15 protein-coding genes are annotated in these 18,498 nt (G+C 36.5%); 11 read left to right on the top strand and 4 right to left on the bottom strand.

The window, feature by feature from the left end:
* Positions 1-46: 46 nt before the first annotated feature.
* Positions 47-2,317 (top strand): ATP-binding cassette domain-containing protein, encoded by a 2,271-nt coding sequence (locus tag EKM63_RS10520; RefSeq protein ID WP_125706440.1) that lies wholly within the window; start codon positions 47-49, stop codon positions 2,315-2,317.
* Positions 2,318-2,373: 56 nt separating this feature from the next.
* Here EKM63_RS10520 and EKM63_RS10515 read toward each other — a convergent pair whose 3' ends face one another.
* On the bottom strand, positions 2,374-2,757 hold the full coding sequence (locus tag EKM63_RS10515; protein WP_125706438.1) for a DUF4430 domain-containing protein: 384 nt from the start codon (positions 2,755-2,757) through the stop codon (positions 2,374-2,376).
* Between the two features lie 135 nt (positions 2,758-2,892).
* Here EKM63_RS10515 and EKM63_RS10510 point away from each other — a divergent pair, with 135 nt between their 5' ends.
* From EKM63_RS10510 to EKM63_RS10490, 5 genes are all read left to right on the top strand, one after another.
* On the top strand, positions 2,893-3,825 hold the full coding sequence (locus EKM63_RS10510; protein WP_125706436.1) for an energy-coupling factor transporter transmembrane component T: 933 nt from the start codon (positions 2,893-2,895) through the stop codon (positions 3,823-3,825).
* Positions 3,759-5,390, top strand: coding sequence for an ABC transporter ATP-binding protein (locus EKM63_RS10505; RefSeq protein WP_125706434.1), 1,632 nt, complete (start codon positions 3,759-3,761; stop codon positions 5,388-5,390). The genes EKM63_RS10510 and EKM63_RS10505 overlap by 67 nt, the downstream gene beginning before the upstream one ends.
* A complete protein-coding gene (locus EKM63_RS10500; RefSeq protein WP_125706432.1) occupies positions 5,380-6,060 on the top strand; it encodes an ECF transporter S component in 681 nt (226 codons plus the stop codon). Before EKM63_RS10505 ends, EKM63_RS10500 begins: the two co-directional genes overlap by 11 nt.
* An 18-nt stretch (positions 6,061-6,078) precedes the next feature.
* The gene (locus tag EKM63_RS10495; protein WP_164504958.1) at positions 6,079-6,549 is read left to right on the top strand and encodes a EutP/PduV family microcompartment system protein; all 471 of its coding nucleotides are present in this window, start codon (positions 6,079-6,081) and stop codon (positions 6,547-6,549) included.
* 62 nt (positions 6,550-6,611) lie between these two features.
* Positions 6,612-7,181, top strand: a complete 570-nt coding sequence (locus EKM63_RS10490) for a cob(I)yrinic acid a,c-diamide adenosyltransferase (protein ID WP_125706428.1) — start codon at positions 6,612-6,614, stop codon at positions 7,179-7,181.
* Between the two features lie 37 nt (positions 7,182-7,218).
* Here the strand turns inward: EKM63_RS10490 and EKM63_RS10485 are convergent, their stop codons facing one another.
* Positions 7,219-7,635, bottom strand: coding sequence for an Lrp/AsnC family transcriptional regulator (locus EKM63_RS10485; RefSeq protein WP_125706426.1), 417 nt, complete (start codon positions 7,633-7,635; stop codon positions 7,219-7,221).
* Positions 7,636-7,844: 209 nt separating this feature from the next.
* Here EKM63_RS10485 and EKM63_RS10480 point away from each other — a divergent pair, with 209 nt between their 5' ends.
* Together EKM63_RS10480 and EKM63_RS10475 are read left to right on the top strand one after the other, a co-directional pair.
* Entirely contained in the window at positions 7,845-8,798 is a 954-nt protein-coding gene (locus EKM63_RS10480) for an ABC transporter ATP-binding protein (RefSeq protein WP_125706424.1), read from the top strand.
* Positions 8,791-10,311, top strand: a complete 1,521-nt coding sequence (locus EKM63_RS10475) for an ABC transporter permease/substrate-binding protein (RefSeq protein ID WP_125706422.1) — start codon at positions 8,791-8,793, stop codon at positions 10,309-10,311. The genes EKM63_RS10480 and EKM63_RS10475 overlap by 8 nt, the downstream gene beginning before the upstream one ends.
* 342 nt (positions 10,312-10,653) lie before the next feature.
* Here the strand turns inward: EKM63_RS10475 and EKM63_RS10470 are convergent, their stop codons facing one another.
* The gene (locus EKM63_RS10470) at positions 10,654-12,591 is read right to left on the bottom strand and encodes a glucose PTS transporter subunit IIA (RefSeq protein WP_125706420.1); all 1,938 of its coding nucleotides are present in this window, start codon (positions 12,589-12,591) and stop codon (positions 10,654-10,656) included.
* A 490-nt stretch (positions 12,592-13,081) separates the two neighbouring features.
* On the opposite strand from EKM63_RS10470, the gene EKM63_RS10465 reads away from it, so the two are divergent.
* Complete coding sequence (locus EKM63_RS10465) at positions 13,082-14,467, top strand: MFS transporter (RefSeq protein WP_125706418.1); 1,386 nt, start codon at positions 13,082-13,084, stop codon at positions 14,465-14,467.
* Between the two features lie 17 nt (positions 14,468-14,484).
* Positions 14,485-15,522 (top strand): alpha/beta hydrolase fold domain-containing protein, encoded by a 1,038-nt coding sequence (locus EKM63_RS10460; RefSeq protein WP_125706416.1) that lies wholly within the window; start codon positions 14,485-14,487, stop codon positions 15,520-15,522.
* A gap of 411 nt (positions 15,523-15,933) precedes the next feature.
* Here EKM63_RS10460 and EKM63_RS10455 read toward each other — a convergent pair whose 3' ends face one another.
* Positions 15,934-17,313, bottom strand: coding sequence for an MATE family efflux transporter (locus EKM63_RS10455; RefSeq protein WP_125706414.1), 1,380 nt, complete (start codon positions 17,311-17,313; stop codon positions 15,934-15,936).
* A gap of 274 nt (positions 17,314-17,587) precedes the next feature.
* Between EKM63_RS10455 and EKM63_RS10450 the strand changes: the two genes are divergently transcribed.
* Positions 17,588-18,379, top strand: a complete 792-nt coding sequence (locus EKM63_RS10450) for a Cof-type HAD-IIB family hydrolase (protein WP_164504957.1) — start codon at positions 17,588-17,590, stop codon at positions 18,377-18,379.
* Positions 18,380-18,498: the final 119 nt, after the last annotated feature.

Here is an 18,498-nt window from a genome sequence, read left to right as displayed (position 1 = left end):
CTTATTTGGCAACGTTTTGAACAGTATTTTGGAAAGGGGAGTAATTATGCAACCTATATTTTCAAAGGGATATATTGATATTCAAGATGCAACACAAAATAACCTTCAACACGTAAGTCTGAAGGTTCCAAAGTACCAAACAACTGTTTTTGTAGGTTTATCCGGATCAGGTAAATCCTCACTCGTTTTTGATACGATTGCAGCCGCTTCTCGTCGTGAGTTAAACGAGACTTTTCCAAGTTTTACTCAACAATATTTACCTAAATTTGGTCAGCCACATGTTCAAGATATTGAACATTTACCAGTGGCGATTGTTATTGAGCAGAAACGATTGGGCAAGAATGCTCGTTCGACTTTGGCAACATATACAGGAATTTATTCGTTGATAAGATTACTTTTCTCTAGAATAGGTAAGCCATTCATCGGCTATTCGGATAGTTTTTCATTCAACTTGCCTCAAGGGATGTGCCCTGATTGCCAAGGTTTGGGATATGTCGATGATATTGATGAATCAAAATTGATTGATCCTGAAAAATCATTGAACCAAGGTGCCATAACTTTTGTTAGTTTCGGCCCCGATACATGGCGTTGGAAGAGATATGCCACTAGTGGTCTATTTGATAATGACAAGCCGGTCAAGGATTACACTGATGAAGAATATGATTTGCTGATGAATGCACCACAACAGAAGTTATCTCATCCTGGTGAAGGTTTTCCAAAGACTGCTTTGTACGAAGGAGTAATTCCTAGAATCCGTCGTTCTGTCATTGGTAAAAAAGAAGCTGAACATCATCGAGAGGCAATTGCTGAAATCGTTACACGCAAACCATGTCCAACTTGTCATGGAACTCGCTTGAAACCGGAAGTATTGACTAATCATATCAATGGCAAAAACATCGCCGAAGTAACTTCAATGGATCTAAGCCACGTACTGAAGTTTTTGAATGGAATTACAGAAACGCTTGCTAACGATGTTGTTCGTGAGCTTTCCACGAAAATTCAATCATTGATCGATATCGGACTAGGTTATTTGACACTTGATCGAGGTACTAGTTCACTTTCAGGCGGTGAGGCACAACGAATAAAAATCGCGAAATATCTTACGAGTGCTCTGGTTGATATGGTCTATATTTTGGATGAACCTAGTGTTGGACTCCATCCGCATGATATTAAGTTGATCAAACAAGCTTTGACCAAGTTGAAAGAAAAAGGAAACACAATTTTGGTAGTGGAACATAATCCTGCAATGATCGACTTTGCGGATTATGTAGTTGAGATGGGACCACTGGCTGGGAATGCTGGTGGAACTGTTACATTTACCGGTACATATCAAGAGTTGTTAGATTCAGATTCATTGACTGGTAAATGGCTAAGACGTAAGCATGAATGGGGCCAAGATAGAGCTCCAAAAGATTATTTGAAATTAAGAAATATCACTGAGAACAATTTAAAAGATGTTGATGTTGATGTGCCATTGGGGATTATGACAGTTATTTCTGGAGTTGCTGGTTCCGGTAAGTCTTCGTTGGTCACAGCGCTAAAATCCAATTTAAAAGGTGATTATATCGATCTTGCCCAAGCTCCGGTTGGAATCAATATACGTTCTACACCAGCGACTTATTTGGGATTACTTGACGATATTCGAAAATTATTTAGTGATAATAACAATCGAGTCGGAACAAGTTTATTTAGTTATAACGGAAGAGGTGCCTGCCCTAGATGTAAAGGAAAGGGTGTTACGATCACTAATATGGCGTTTATGGATCCTGTAGTGCAAACTTGCGAACTTTGTCATGGTAAACGTTATAGTGATGAGGCATTGAAATATTATTACAAGGATAAAAATATTGCTGAGGTTTTACAACTTTCAGTTAAAGATGCAGTCGAATTTTTTAGTGATACTAAAAAATTGTCCGGCAAATTGCGTAATTTAGACCGTGTGGGATTAGGTTATTTAACCTTGGCACAGCCATTGACTACTTTGTCTGGTGGTGAACTTCAACGGTTGAAGTTGGCAGTTGAGCTTGGTAAAAAGGGAACCATATATTTACTTGATGAGCCAACGGCTGGCTTGCATTTGAAAGATACGATGTTGTTGATCCAATTATTCAATGAATTGGTTTCAGCAGGTAATTCATTAATTATCATTGAACATAATTTGTCAGTTATTGGTCAAGCAGATTGGTTGATAGATGTCGGACCTGATGCTGGACGTTATGGTGGTAAGATCCAATATAGTGGAATACCGAAAAAATCAATCGATGTACCCAATTCTCGTACTGGTGTCGCATTGAAAGAATGGATAAATCAAAATTAAAAAAGGTCCTCATATGTAATACAGTTTTACCTGCATTCATATGGGGACCTATTTCTTTAATTTGCTGAATATTTTGAAAGTTTAAATTCAACTTTGTCTTTATTATGTAGTTTCTTCTTATTGGCACCAACGTTAACTTGTTTTTTGTTCACTGTGAATGTCCAATAGATTTTCTTTTTGTCATTTTGCTTATGACCGTCGATGGCGCTGACGAAACCACCTTTTTCATCAACCTTCCAGCCTTTTTTTAGACCTTTCATAACTGATTGATTCTTCTTTAAAGTAATTGTTTTCTTACCAATTTGTTTCTTGTTGTTCTTCAAAGTGTAAGTCACTTTGATTTTAGAATTATTTGCACTCTTTGCTTGTGCATTTGTGGCAGGTGCTGCGATACCAATTAGAAGCAGTAAGGCAACAATAATTGAAGTTATTTTTTTCATGATTTCCCCCTTGATTTGAACTCCGAATATCATTTTAACATTGTATTTATAATTAATGGATAAGGATTTGAATGCTCGGGTCGAAGATTATATTGTTATAATTAATCTATATTTTTAAAATTGAGTGATAAATTGATGAGTAAGCTTATAAGGAATTTCAACTTCAGTGTAAATAATTTGACGATTTTATTTTACGTATTTGATGTGATTTTTATTTCGTTGATCTACAATAATCCAATAATTTCGGGATGTTTATTTGTAGTACTTGTAATTACTGCACGTTTTATTCGTGGTGATAAGTTTGTTAACTTCCTAAAATTTTCCATTATTATTTTTATACTGACTTTTGCTTTCAATGTAGTTATTAATCAAAGAGGAAGTCAAATAGTATTTCAAATTCCATTCTTGAAAGTCACCTCAGAATCAGTCCTGAACGGGACGGTGTTAGGCGTTTCATTTCTAAACATATTGTGGTCATTTTATATTTACGATGCAATGACGCATACCAAAATAATTTTTGATTTATTGTCTAAATTCTTTAGAAGTATAGCCATCATTTTTATTTTAACCGTTAAATTTATTCCTAAAATTGTCGATATCTTTAATAAGGTCAAGCTTCTTTATAAATTTCGAAACAATAATGCTGAACGTAAAACTAATCTAGTTGAATTATCAAAACAAAGCATGTTTTTAAGTGAGATTGTTTTGAATAAATCAATCGCTAACTTTATGAATATGTCAGATGTACTTCAGACTAAAGGATACGGGTCCCAACATCGGCTGCGAGCACATCAGATAAATAGGCGAAGTGATTATTTTGCTAGAACTATTTTTATGATAAGTTTGATTTTCAACATTGTGATGTTGATCAAACATGTTGGTCGTATCAATTTCGGTTCTGCCAATGTAAATATACAGTTTAGTACCATGATTATTGCGACGACATTGATTTGCAGTGTCACAGTGATTTATCCATTAATGATCGGAGGAATACATTATTTATGGTGGAAATTATTCGCTTCCAAAACTACAGTTTCAAATATTCAAATAGCCAAGAAATTTCGTTAAATAATGTAAATCTTTCGATTGATAAAGGTGACTTTGCATTAATGATCGGTGATACCGGTAGTGGTAAAAGTACACTGCTAAAGCAGTTAAAACCAGAGTTAGCACTTGGAAAAGTTACAAGCGGTGAACTATCAATTTTTGGAGAACAGCCACGAGAACAGTTTAGTGACATAGCATATATTTCACAGTTTGTTGATAACCAAATGGTAACTGAAAGTGCTCGGGATGAATTTCATTTTGTCCTAGAAAATCAAGGGTTAAATAATGAACAGATCCATTCGAAAATTGCCGAAATTGCAAGTTATTTTGATATCACTGATTTGATGGATCTTGGGGGAAATGAATTATCTGGTGGTCAAAAGCAGCTGATAAATTTAGCATCTGCCTTAATTCTTAATCCCCAAATTTTATTGTTGGATGAACCGACTTCACAATTGGATCCAGTAACCTCAGAGAAGTTCATGCGCATGATTCAAAAGATCAATCAAGATTTGAACATTACTGTTTTATTAGTTGAACATACGATAGAACACGCAGTGTTCTATGCCAACAGATTAGTTGTTATAGGTTCAGGAACAATCAGGATGAACGAAACAGTCGACATTGGTTTGAGAAAACTTTTTGATAAGGTGGATCTGAGAAATTATCTTCCCCAAATCGACCGCTTTTATTTGGAACAAGGAATGGACATTCATGAGAGGCTCCCACTGACGAATCAAGAATTGAATAAATTGATTCAGAATCAACGAAGTGAATTTTACTATCATGAATCAAGAGAAATTAGTGATGAACAGTCTAAAAGTATTTTAAATGTTCATAATGTATCATTCCGATTTGATTTTAATGAACGAAATATCGTTGATTCAGTAAGCTTTCAGTTAGATAAGAGCATAGCTTATGGAATTTTGGGACCCAATGGGGTCGGGAAGACCACGCTGTTGAGGCTGATGACTAAACAATTGAAGCTTCAATCTGGCTCCGTTAAATTGAATGGGACTAAGTTGAATAAATTGGGTAATGATTTTTACCAGGATGTTTTCGTTTTACCACAGGATCCTTCGCTATTGTTTGTGGCAGATACCGTTCATGATGAAATCAGTTATCAGCTGGAACAGGAAAGTATCTCGTATGACGAAGATAAAATTACCGCTATATTGGCAGACTACCAGTTAGATAAGGTCTCCAATAAAAGTCCATACGATTTGAGCGGTGGCCAGCAAGAGTATTTAGCATTGGCAATTGGCTTTATCAAGAATCCACAGATTTTATTTTTGGATGAGCCTTCAAAGGGATTAGACCCAAATATGAAGGTCAAGTTAGCTGAGAAATTAAATAAATTTCGAGCAAATGGTGGGACGATTTTTGTTAATACTCACGATGTATTATTTGCTTCAAAATATCTCGATTACGTGTCTTTGATGTTCGATGGAAAACTGAGTGAGTTCGAACATCCACGAGAATTCTTTCCAGATAAATATTTTTACACAACAGAAATAAATAAGGCTGTCAGGGAATTCTATCCGCAAGCACTGCTATGGGAGGACATCAATCAGAATGAATCGTAGAATAGTCTATCTTTTGGTTACATCGTTAATCGTTTTACTATTACTGGCAGCTTTTGGAAGCAAGAATTACTTACTGCTTTCATTTGTGTTACTCGCCGCCATATTAGGAATTTATTTTGTCCGTTTTGAAGGTAGTCACAAAAATTCCCGAGAAGTCGTGTTCATCGCCATTATTAGTGCCTTGGCCGTTGCAGGACGTGTGGCCTTTGCTGCGATACCATCGGTTAAACCAGAGTTGTTCATTTTGATTTTGGGAGCAGTTGTAAGTGGTCCTGAAACAGGGTTTTTGATGGGGTCGATAATTGCACTAGCTTCTAACATGTATTTTGGACAAGGTGCATGGACCCCATGGCAGATGATAGCCTTGGGATTGATTGGCTTGATATCAGGACTCTGCGCAAATAAAAATATTTCTAGATTGTTGTTAGTTACATGGGGATTTGTTGCAGGATTCCTATTTGGTTGGATTATGGATATTTACTATATATTAGGATTCGTTCAGCCTATAACGATTAAGAGTATTTTTGTATCAGTTGCTGCAAGTTTTCCATTCGATGTCACTCATGCTGCATTTACAGCAGTACTATTATTCTTACTAGGTAAGCGTTGGATCAAAATTTTTAACGGTTTTAAAGTTAAATACGATTTATTTAATAATGAAGGCAATTAAAAACTTTGGGGTGGAATGATGAAAAAAGCTTTTATTGTAGGTGCAGTTGGAAGTGGAAAAACCACATTGAAAAATCAATTGATTGATTTAGAATCGATCGTACACAAATTTGATCCGGTTGAAGTTTATAACCATTTGATTGATTCACCGGGCGAATTTCTTGAAAACCGTCGAATGTATGCCGCATTAAATGTTACTGCAAATAATTCTGACATTGTTATATTGCTTCAGTCAGTGACTGATACATTTTCGGTATTTCCGAACGGCTTTACGAAGATGTTTACTAAACCAGTTGTAGGTATTGCTAGTAAAATAGATCTTTCAAAAACCGATTCCGATATCGAAAGAGCACATGATTTTCTTCATAATGCTGGTGTTTCAGATATTTTTGACATTTCAAGTATTGACTTAACAGTGGAGACAAACCAATTAACAGAGTTTGCCAATTTTCTAAATGACGATTTGATACTAAATATAGTAAATGAATGATATGTTAATATTATATAAATTAAGAATATTAGTTATATAAAAATGGAATGAGGAGTTCGCATATGAAAATTTATACTAGAACCGGTGACAAAGGAAAAACAAGAATTATTGGAAATGATGTTTTATACAAGTCTGATAAACGTATCGAATCATATGGTTCAGTTGATGAATTGAACTCCTTGGTCGGTGTGATAATTGCAAATTTGAGCGATAAGACAGCAGTATTTGCTCCAGAATTGACAGAAATTCAGCAATTGTTATTTGATTGTGGAACGGATTTAGCAATATCTCAAAACGATACTAAGCATGAGTTTATTTTTACTGAAGACCACAAGTATGCTGACTGGTTAGAAAAGAAAATTGATGAATATTCTGAAAAGGTACCTAAGATTCAAAAGTTTATTTTACCTGGTGGCTCAAAGACTGCTTCATCATTACACTTAGCAAGAACTGTGACTCGACGCGCAGAAAGAAATATTGTTGCACTATTGCAAGAAGAACCGATCAATGATGAAGTTCTGAAATTTATCAACAGATTATCAGATTATTTCTTTGCCGCAGCACGTTATGCGAATGTTTTGGATGGTGTTGATGATATTCAATATCGAAATAGTAAACCTGTATTTAGATAACAAAAATGGAATGCATAATTAATTTGCATTCCATTTTTTAAATCAATTGAGAAATAATATCGATGACTCGGTAGTTAGCATATTTATCTAGATTATCCAGGAAATCGTTCAAGTCGTTAGTCGTGTGAAAACTGCATTCGATAAGATAATTCATGTCACCAGAGGTTTTGTAATGATGCCTGATCAAATTACGTTTGGTCTTAATAAACTTGAGATAGTCTTCGTGGTTAAAGTTAGTAATCGCAACCTGAATAAAAACTTGTCTATCGAAATCTAGCTTTGAGGTATCGACCTCAAGCGTATATTTCTTGATCACTCCAGATTCGACTAAGTTGTCGATTCGCGCTGCCACAGCCGGTGCAGTTAAATGGACTAGTTCGGCTAATCGTTTGTTTTTGATGCGGCTGTTCCTGTTCAAGTGTTTCAATATTTCTATGTCGGTATCGTCGACCATACTTAACTCCTAATTTTATAAATGAATTTCGTTAAAATTCTTAATTTAAATTATGTATTTTTATTTGTATCAAGATTAAAGTATATATCTAATTGTAAAAAAATGTTTCAAGCAGGCAATCGATGAAGAGAGATTGATTGTGTTACTATTAAATAACCAAATAATAATTATAGTTATTTAAATAATGAGCCTATTTTCGAGGGGAAATTATGATTGAATTTAAGGATGTTACCAAGGTTTATGGTGATCAAACTGTGCTAAAAGATCTCAATCTAACTATCAACGCTGGTGAACTTTATGTTCTAGTTGGTCCAAGTGGTAGTGGGAAAACTACTTCTGTGAAAATGATAAATCAATTGATTAAGCCAACGTCTGGTACTATCAAAATTGATGGTAAAGATATTAACGACTATGATTTACGCAAGTTGAGACTTGGAACTGGTTACGTTTTGCAGAATATTGCTTTGTTTCCTAATTTAAATATTCAAGATAATATCGTAATTCAGTTGGAAGAGTTGAAGGTTCCAAAAGAAGAGCGAATTGAAAGGGCAAGAGATCTTCTCGAGCAAGTAGGGCTCGAACCTGATAAATACGCTGAACGGATGCCAGATGAATTATCTGGTGGTGAGCAACAACGTGTTGGTATCACACGAGCGTTGGCTACGAATCCCAATATTATTTTGATGGATGAGGCCTTCAGTGCTTTGGATCCGATTTCTAGAAAGCAGCTGCAGGATATTGTTTTGGAATTGCATGCCAAAGCCAAATATAATATGACCATCGTTTTTGTTACTCACGATATGCGTGAAGCATTACGATTGGGAACGCGAATTGCAATCATCAATCAAGGAGAACTGCAACAAGTCGGAACCCAAGAGGAGATACTCAATCAGCCAGCAAATGACTTTGTTAAGAGCTTTTTTAAAGGTGAACAGGAGACTGAAGCTGCTACCGCTGGAAAAGTAATTATCCAAGGATACGGACATAAATCTGAAGATTCAGATGATGTTTTCAGGGTCAGCTTTGAAGATGAATTGCCGGCACTAATTAGTGCAGTCCGTGAGCACAAACAAGTCAGAATTGTTTTTCACGATGCCAATTATCTATTAACAATTGATGACGTTTTAGACTTCATCGAAAATAAGGAGGTTGCAAATGAATAATTTTGTGAACATCCTCCAGACTCAACATAAAGATATTTTAAATTCATTAGGTCAGCATCTTAGTATTTCGTTGATTTCACTATTGATTGCTGCAGTAATTGCGATTCCTTTGGCAATTTGGCTTCGTAGATATAAAAAGGCAGCAGAGATAGTGTTACAAATAACCAGTGTTTTCCAAACCATTCCAAGTTTGGCATTGTTGGGTATTTTGATACCAATCGTGGGTATCGGTACAGTTCCCGCTGTTATTGCATTAGTCGTATACGCGGTTATGCCGATTTTCCAAAATACCTATTCAGGCTTTACTTCAATTGATGCCAGTTTGGAAGAGGCTGCTGACGCATTCGGGTTGTCAAAATGGCATAAATTAATAAAAATCGAGTTGCCATTAGCAATGCCATTGATAGTTTCAGGACTGAGAATCGCCATGGTATTGATTATTGGTACAGCTACATTGGCAGCCTTGATCGGTGCAGGTGGTCTAGGTACTTATATCTTACTGGGTATTGAAACCAATAATAATGCCTTGCTACTTATCGGTGCAATTTTGTCAGCTCTACTAGCCTTGGTATTTTCAGCATTGATTAGATTTCTAGGAAAATTATCTTTCAAAAAAATCATGATCGTCCTTGCTGGAATCATCGTTTTGTTTGGTGGATGGGGAATATACTCTGTCGTCAGCAAGCCACTCTCAACGATAACTATCGCCGGTAAAATGGGATCTGAGCCAGAAATTTTGATCAATATGTATAAAGATTTGATTCAAGAAGAAAATCCCAAACAGAAAGTTGAAATCAAACCTAATTTTGGTACGACCAACTTTCTGTATAAAGCTTTGAAATCCGGTCAAATAGACGTTTATCCTGAATTCACAGGAACGGTTATGGAGTCGTTGGTCAAAGTTCAAAATTACGGACATAATCCTGATAAGATTTATAAACAAGGTAAATCGATGCTAAAAAAACAGGATAATTTGGATTATCTTTCTCCAATGGAATATCAAAATGGATATGCATTGGTCGTGACGAAAGAGTTTGCTAAGAAATACAACTTGAAAACAATTCAAGATTTAGCTGCTGTTCAAGATCAAGTTAAAGCTGGATTCGATATAGACTTTTACAACCAAAAAGATGGTTATCAAGGTATCAAGAAAGCGTATAATTTGGACTTTGGAAACGTCAATACGATGCAACCAAGTATTCGATACAAAGCTATCGCCAATGGAAAAGTCAATTTGGTCGACGGCTATACGACTGATCCACAAGTTCAAAAATATCATTTGGTCGTTTTGAAAGATAACAAGAGTTTCTTCCCACCGTATCAAGGTGCACCTTTGGTTACTGACAAAGCAATCAAGGAACATCCAGGATTGAAGAAAGCACTAAATAAGTTATCTGGAAAAATATCTGTCAAAGATATGCAGAAGATGAACTATCAAGTTACTTTCCAACACAAAAAAGCCAAGACAGTTGCACATGACTATCTTGATAAACATAATTTGATAAAAGAATGACATTAGTCATTCTTTTTTTATAAGCAAAATGATGTCAATTAATAAAAATACATTTTTGGATTAATGGATGATTAAGTGTATTCTTCAATTAGTAAATAATACTGAATGAGGTATAATTTTGAAAATCGCATCCAATATCGTACTTTTATTTATTTTCATTTTTATCGGAAGTCAGATTTACGTAAAAACTATGTCGCCAATAGTCTACTGGTCGATATTGATTATTAGTGTGGCACTATTTATCATTTTAGGAACTGATAACAAGATTTCTCGCATATTAAAAAATTACACAAAAAAATAACCTGTTCAGAATTAATTTTGAACAGGTTATTTTCGTAAGTATTAAGCACTGACTAAACTAGGATCACCAGCTTCTGGTGTAGTGAGTTGCAAAATTGTATTGCCTTTCGCAACTTCCTCATTAGTTTTTTCAATATTGGAGTAGGATGCGGTGTTCGTAATGACGACCATTACAGTTGGATCGTATCCTTCTTTCTTGATCTGATCTAAATCGAATGTTCCCAGCAGATCACCTTGCTTCACCTCATCACCTTGTTTGACGTTAGATGTGAAGTATTTTCCTTGCAAGTTAACTGTATTGATTCCCAAGTGGACTAGCACTTCGGCACCATTCTTGGTCTTCAATCCGTAAGCATGCTTGGTAGGATAGGCAACAGTAATTGTTCCGTCTGCGACAGCATAAACGTTGTCGTCGGTTGGCTCGATTGCAGCACCTTTTCCCATCAATTCGGATGAAAATACTTCGTCATTTGTATCAGTTAGGTTGATCACATTTCCAGATACAGGTGTTGTCAAAGTTTCTGTACCTAGCATTGAAGTAGCAACTTCTTTGAAAGTTTTCTTCTTGTTGAGTGCAACGGATTTTCCATAAACTAATGTGATCGAGAATCCTAAGACGATACTCAATAGGGATGTAGCTATGAATGGTAAGTAATCTCCTGATGATACGGATAAGAATCCAATAATTCCTGTGACACCTAGTGTTTGGCCGACTACATCATAAATTCCGATGAAGATTCCGGCGATTCCTGAGGCAATCATTCCACAGTAGAATGGATATCTTAGTTTCAAATTTACTCCAAAAATTGCGGGTTCTGTGATTCCCATTAGAGCTGAGAATCCAGCTGAAGAAGCTACACCACGTTGTTTTTTATTTTTAGAAGTAAATAAGACAGCCAGACAAGCTCCAGCTTGGGCTAGGTTTGCGACGGTAACGATCGGGAAAATAAAGTCTCCACCTAAACTATGATTGGATAGTATTTGGGTCTCGATTGCCGGCAAACTTTGTTGCAATCCGGTTATTACCAAAAGTGGGTACAATGCTCCCAGTACTGCTGAGCCAAGGAATCCTGAGAAATTGTATAGGAAAACAGCTCCTGCTAGGATCACGTTTGATAGATAAGTAATAAGTGGACCGACAGCAACGAATGCAAATGTTCCCATCGTAAACAATGTCAGTAGAGGAGTGAATATATAGTTCATCGAGGATGGCATATATTTCTTTAGATACTTTTCAAAAATTGACAACAACCAAGAAATTACGATGGCTGGGAAAACTTGACCTTGGTAATTGATAGATTTGAGTGGTGTGCCAAAAATTTGAGCATACGTTGATCTACCAGCATCAAGAGCCAAATTCAAACCACCACCACTGATGATATGTGGCATGATCATTGCCATACCTATCAGGGCACCAAGATATGGAGTTCCACCGAATCGTTTAGTAGCTGTATAGCCAATTAGAGCCGGTAAGAAGACATATGGTGTCATACCTAGTAATTGCATTAGTCCTACGAGACCTCTTATTTGAGGGAAGTTTTGTACGACTGAGGCACTACCGAACAGGTGTGGCGTAGTCAAAATTGTGTATAGTGAAATCAATAAACCACCAGCAACGATTGCTGGAATTACTGGAATGAAGATATCTGCCATTAATTTGATAAATTGAACGAAAGGATTTGATTTCTTATCGTCCACTTTGATCTTTTTGATCTCATCGGGTGTCATTTCTTTTAGATGAGTCTTGGCAATCAACAGACTGTAAACATGGTCAACGTGACCAGGTCCAATAATGATTTGGTATTGGCCATCGATGTAAACTGTACCTTTAATATCGGGATTGTCATCGAGTTTAGTTTGATTGATCTTCGATACATTTTTTACTATGAGGCGAATTCTAGTCGCACAATGAGATGCGGCTATGAAGTTATTTTTACCGACTGCAGAGATGATAACATCTGCAATTTTTTCATAGTCCATTAAAGATACCTCCTATAACCTAATTATTAAATAATAGCTTCTTCAAAACAAAGAATATCAGATTTATTTACAAAGTTTATCGCATTTTACGCAATAAATATTTTTGAAAAATATAATTATTATTCACAAGTTTATATTTGAACCTCTCTACAAGGGGAATGTTGTGAATATGAATAAGGGTTTGCGCATGCGCAAACCCTTTCTTTTTGTTCCGGTGATTTACGAAAATAACGTTAAACTTTTGTAATCGTTTTAATTGTACTTCTATCAAGGCTTCTTGGGGAGTTATTTGCCTATATTTTATTAAAAAAATTAAAGCGGTTTCATATCGACAAATCCAATGGTATCACATCATTGCTCACTTTTTATAAATATTATTTTAAATTGTTAGAAATAATTGTTATAGTCTTCAACTTATAATGATTACAGTTCATATATGACTATAACAATTTATGTATCAAATTAATCTTTATCTGGGGGTAATATCATTATGAGTAAAGCACACCTTTGGAAACAGCGTGGTTTCTATGGCTTAACTGATATGGCCGGAAATTTGATCTGGCAAATGGTTGGTCTATATCTTTTGTTCTACTATACGACCGTTCTTGACATATCAGCCGCATTCGTAGGAACTTTGTTCTTAGTCGTTCGTTTTATCGATGCATTTGATGGGATGTTCTTTGGTTTCTTGATCGACCATACACATTCTAAATATGGGAAGGCTAGACCATATTTCCTGTGGTTCGGTATTCCACTGGGTGTATTAGCATTCCTCTTATTCTGTAATCCAAGCTTTGGTGGAAATAAAGTTTTCCAAATGGTCTGGATCAGTATCATTTATACAGCATTTAGTTTAGTTTATTCCGGAGCCAATACACCAATCACTGCAATTTTGCCAAGTTTGACAAAAGATCCTGACGAGCGTGCAAATCTTGCATCAGCCAGAATGGTTTTGACAAACACAGGTACAGCAGTTATTGGAGCAATCACAATTCCAATGGTTCACTTCCTCGGAGCCAACAACAACAAAGTCGGATTCTTGATTTGGGGTGCAATCGTCGGAGTAGTAATTGCAGTCAGCTTTATTTTAGCTTTCGCAAACTTGAAAGAACTTCCTATCGAAGTCGAAGATGCTGAAGACCAAAAGAAGACAGAAATTAAACAGCATCTATCCGTTGGACAATCATTCAAGTATGCATTCAAGAATAAACCATGGGTAGTTCTAACAATTAGTTTCATTGCAGTTCAAACATTTTGGGTAGTTCGTTTAGGATCAGGTGTTTTCTTCATTGATTACATCGTCAAACGTCCAGACATCGTAGGTTACTTCTTAGGTATGACAATTTTTGCCGTACCTGGAAACCTAGCAGTTCCTTTCTTATCGAAGAAATTTAAGAATCGTAACGTCATGGATGGTGCATTAGTCGTCTTCATAATTGGTTCATTGTTCATGCTGATCGGTGAACAAACAAGTAGTTTAGTAATGTTGTTCGTCGGAAACGGAATCTCAATGATGGCCATGGGTTCAGTTTTCACATTAGCATTTATTATGATTGCCGACACCGTAGAGTACGCCAGAACAGAGTTACATATTGAAGAGCCAGGATTCCTATCATCAGTTCCCGTCGTCGGAGCAAAAATCGGTATGGGACTTGGTGGAGCATTATCAGGTTGGATCTTAACATGGGGTGGATTTGCTTCAACAGCGAAGACACAATCGGCTAAAGCATTATCCGCTATCAATGTTAATTTCATCTGGTTGCCAATAATCTTAGCAGTATTGATCGTTATCATTTTGAGCTTCTACAGACTGAATGAAAAAGCAGTTGCTGATGAAGAAACAGATAACGATGAAATTGATGAATCAATGGCATAAAAAAGGAGATATTGATTATGATTTCAAATGACTACGTAAATGAATTAAGTAGACTTCAACATATTGGACCAGTCGAGGTTCCTCATTTAAGAGACGTTAGAATGATAATCAAGGATCGACTTGATGCTCATACTTATGACCCATATACTCTGAAAGATTTGGAGCAATTGGGAGATGATCCAGTTCTATCTGGAGATCTATCAGTATTACGTTCAGGCACAGATCCAGTGGGGATCCCTGAAATGAATTATCCAGGAATACATGTCGACAGTAAAATTACACATCAATTAGGAAGACACGTGCGTTTTCTAAGAATTTATAAGGATGGTTATGAGAAAGCCGACAAAGCACTGATTTATATTCATGGTGGCGCATATTATGGCGGAAGTGCCGAAGATTCATTGATTCCGCTACGACTTCTGGCAACTAAATTTGAAGGAGTCATTTATAGTATCGATTATGGCCTATGTCCAGAACATCCATATCCATACGGGTTACTGGATTGCCTGGCTGTGATATCTCGAGTAGCAAAAGAGAGACATCACATCACACTGGCAGGAGATTCAGCAGGAGCATCAATGGCACTGGGCGTTAGCCAAATGGCATATCATATGGGAATCTGTAACGTAGAGCAGCAATTATTGTTCTACCCAACAGTAGTTCATGGTTCAGACTTAGATGGTCCAATGTGGGATGACAAACGAATCTCGATCATACCGGACCAAAGACATGTGTTACACAGTAGCTATCTGTTGTTCAAACAATTAGATAGAACAATGACCAAGTTTTATATCGAAGACGAAAATATCGATATAACATCACCAATAATTTCACCATTGTACGCTGATCCAACACTATTCAAGAAAGTAGTTATCCTTACAGGAGAGTACGATCCATTCAGATTGCAAGATGAAGCATTCGCCGAAGAAGTAGGAACAGCAGGCGGAGATGTCACCTTCATCAGATACGGCGGAATGGGCCACGCATTCTTGAACTTAGTAGGAAAAGCCGCAGCAAGTGAAGATGCTATTTATGAGTGCGCGAAGTACTTATAAGAGCCATAAGCAAAGGCGATAGAAGCCCGTCATAGCCTAGGGAACGGAATTGACGACGAAGTCGGCGAGGCCGCATGTCGTAGCTATGTATAGGCTTCTGCCTTTGTGTTGGCGTTTCGGATAGAGCCAAAAACAAAACGCTTTGCTCCCGGTCATAGCCTAGGTACTGGAATTGCACACGAAGTGGGCGAGGCCAGTAGCGTAGCTATGTATAGGGAGCAGTTTTGTTTTTAGCGTTTCCGCTAAGCTAGAGTAAAAAGAAACGATTCTAGAGTAAAAGGAAGCAACTCTAGAGTGAACAATATCAAATCCAGAGTGAACAGCATCAGACCTAAACCAAAACCATCAAAAAACAAATACAAACACAAAAAAACATCCAGCCAACTGACTGGATGTTTTTCCATCTAAAATCTAATCATCATTTTTAGCATCAATTTCCAAAGCACGATCGTGCAACATATTTCTTTGATTACGAAGTTGTTTGATCTCAATATTCCAAGTACTGATCAAGACTAATGTCGAACCGATCCAAGCCAGTGGGTTGGCCATAGCTGCACCAAGAAATCCGAAAGCTTTTATCAAAACAACACTAGCAAAGATTCTCATCAATAATTCAGCGATACCAGCAATAGTTGGAGCTTTTTGGTTGCCCAATCCTTGTAGTGTATATCTAACAATAAATAGAATTGACAGAATAAAGTACATGGATCCGTTGAAGTTGTAGTACAGTTGAATCAGGTTAAGAATATGTGGTTGCGCACCGTTCATGAAAAGTTGAGAAATATTTTTTCCGAACAAGATAAGCAGTGCACCAATTGTTAAACTTGATCCGACTGACAAAATGATACCTTCCTTAACACCTTTCAAAATTCTGGAATACTTCTTTGCTCCAAAGTTTTGAGCTGTGTAATTTACCAAGGAAATACCAAAACTCATTGCTGGTAGGGTGGCAATCTGTTCAATTCTACCGGCAACGGTATATGCAGCAACCGCACTGGCACCAAGTGTATTAAGCATAAATTGAAGGATAATTGCTCCGATAGCAATGATGGATGATTGAAATCCCATTGGTAAACTGATTGAAAGTAATTCTTTTATTTCCTTTTTATCGATCCGGAAATCACTACGACTCAGGATCAAATAAGGAATTTTGACACGAATGTAAAAATAAAGTATTACGAAAGTAATAGTTTGAGCAGTTATCGTAGCTAAAGCAGCTCCGGCAACTCCTAGATGAAATACTAAGATAAAGATAAGTTCCAATCCAATATTCAGGACGGTACTTATTAATAGGAAGAAGAGTGGGACTCTAGTGTTTCCCAAAGCTCTCATAGTATTTCCAAGAAAATCAAAACCAACAAAAGAAAAAATTCCTGCAAAGATTATTTCTAGAAAGATAAATGAGTCGTGGATCAACTCTTTAGGTGTCTGCATTACGACTAGTAGTGGATATGCAATCAGAACAGCAATCACAGTGAACACGATCGTGATGAACAAAGAAATAATGATTCCGGAAGCAAAGCTCTTAGTAACACCTTGAGTATCGCCAGCACCGTAACGTCTGGCGGTAAGTATCGCAAGACCACTAGTAATACCTTGAGCAAAACCGATAACTAAAGCAGTTAGTCCACCGGTTGCACCAACACTGGCAAGAGCATCAACACTAATAGTTTTACCAACAATCAAAGTGTCAATAAAACTATAAAATTGCTGGAAAAAGTTTCCCAACAATAAAGGAATCGTATACAAGAAAATAACTTTCATTGGTCTCCCGTTTGTGAGATCAATCATCCGTTAGCCTCCTTGATTTTTATTAGGATAATTCTACCACTTGATTGGATAAACTTGATACATATAGTATTGAATTATAGAATTAAAGTGGTTTTACAAACATAATTGTATTTAGGACATGAACAAAATTTTACTGGAAAAGATTTCGAAAATGAGCTTTTTAAGTGTATAAAGTTAATTTTCATGCTAAAACATAGACAGAAAGAGCACTCATATATGGTGTGTTATTTCGAAAATGGTTAGCATTAAATCTCAACCAGAAGGGGATGACATTATGAGCAGTAGTTATAAAGGAGCGGTATTTTTCGACTTAGACGGTACGCTGTTCGACGATGATAAGCATGTGTCAGATCGAAATTTACTCGCACTGGACCTACTGAGGGAAAACGATATTCTACCAATAATTGCTACAGGTCGCAACCAGTTTGAAATCAGCGATACGATCGAAGCAGGTAAGTTTGATTCATTTATTACCGCAAATGGTAGCTATGTCGTGCTCGAAGGAAAACCCATAGATGTTCAAGTCATACCAGAGCAGATTAATACAAACCTAGTGGCCTATGCAAGTCATTTTAACGAAGAAGTAGCATTTTATAATAATGTTGGCTGTGCTGTAAGCGGAGACAACAAGCTAGTTGACGAGAATTATAAAGCCTTAGGATTAAAAAAAATAATTGACCCTGATTATTATAAAAATCATGATATCAATTTTTCATTTGTATACACCCCAGTTGGGGAAGATGATCATCAAAAAGGTTATGAAGAAATTTTTGGAAGAGATCTTACATTCTATCGTAATAATCCACGAGGATTAGACGTTGTATTAAAAGGCGTGTCAAAGGCTGGTGGCATCATAAGTTTGATCGAGCATGCTGGCCTCGAAGGAATCCCAACTTACGCTTTCGGTGATGGTAATAATGATATACCGATGTTTAAGCATGTTGATAATCCCATTGCTATGCGTAACGGTTTAACTATCGCAAAGCAAAATGCTAAGTATATTACAAAAGAAGATAATAATCACAGCGGGATTTACTATGAACTGAGAGATTTGAAATTGATATAGTGTTGGTGTTCACTGCCGATTCCGAAATTAAATCGATTTTTCAGACATGTGGTCTTAGGTCAAGGCCCATGTCTTTTTTTCTATTCAAAATATGAACGATTTTGGGCACACTTAAATAA

Source organism: Companilactobacillus mishanensis (assembly GCF_003946505.1).
Taxonomy (GTDB): Bacteria; Bacillota; Bacilli; order Lactobacillales; family Lactobacillaceae; genus Companilactobacillus; species Companilactobacillus mishanensis.
Note: the sequence above shows the minus strand (reverse complement) of the source record. Positions and strands in the feature narration are given on the sequence as shown.

Excerpts from the sequence above, each read along its gene's own strand:
- EKM63_RS10455 (WP_125706414.1), bottom strand. The coding sequence starts at position 17,313 with ATGATTGATCTCACAAACGGGAGACCAATGAAAGTTATTTTCTTGTAT.
- EKM63_RS10450 (WP_164504957.1), top strand. The coding sequence starts at position 17,588 with ATGAGCAGTAGTTATAAAGGAGCGGTATTTTTCGACTTAGACGGTACG.
- EKM63_RS10480 (WP_125706424.1), top strand. The coding sequence starts at position 7,845 with ATGATTGAATTTAAGGATGTTACCAAGGTTTATGGTGATCAAACTGTG.
- EKM63_RS10470 (WP_125706420.1), bottom strand. The coding sequence starts at position 12,591 with ATGGACTATGAAAAAATTGCAGATGTTATCATCTCTGCAGTCGGTAAA.
- EKM63_RS10475 (WP_125706422.1), top strand. The coding sequence starts at position 8,791 with ATGAATAATTTTGTGAACATCCTCCAGACTCAACATAAAGATATTTTA.
- EKM63_RS10505 (WP_125706434.1), top strand. The coding sequence starts at position 3,759 with ATGGTGGAAATTATTCGCTTCCAAAACTACAGTTTCAAATATTCAAAT.
- EKM63_RS10495 (WP_164504958.1), top strand. The coding sequence starts at position 6,079 with ATGAAAAAAGCTTTTATTGTAGGTGCAGTTGGAAGTGGAAAAACCACA.
- EKM63_RS10465 (WP_125706418.1), top strand. The coding sequence starts at position 13,082 with ATGAGTAAAGCACACCTTTGGAAACAGCGTGGTTTCTATGGCTTAACT.
- EKM63_RS10490 (WP_125706428.1), top strand. The coding sequence starts at position 6,612 with ATGAAAATTTATACTAGAACCGGTGACAAAGGAAAAACAAGAATTATT.
- EKM63_RS10485 (WP_125706426.1), bottom strand. The coding sequence starts at position 7,635 with ATGGTCGACGATACCGACATAGAAATATTGAAACACTTGAACAGGAAC.
- EKM63_RS10515 (WP_125706438.1), bottom strand. The coding sequence starts at position 2,757 with ATGAAAAAAATAACTTCAATTATTGTTGCCTTACTGCTTCTAATTGGT.
- EKM63_RS10460 (WP_125706416.1), top strand. The coding sequence starts at position 14,485 with ATGATTTCAAATGACTACGTAAATGAATTAAGTAGACTTCAACATATT.
- EKM63_RS10520 (WP_125706440.1), top strand. The coding sequence starts at position 47 with ATGCAACCTATATTTTCAAAGGGATATATTGATATTCAAGATGCAACA.
- EKM63_RS10510 (WP_125706436.1), top strand. The coding sequence starts at position 2,893 with ATGAGTAAGCTTATAAGGAATTTCAACTTCAGTGTAAATAATTTGACG.
- EKM63_RS10500 (WP_125706432.1), top strand. The coding sequence starts at position 5,380 with ATGAATCGTAGAATAGTCTATCTTTTGGTTACATCGTTAATCGTTTTA.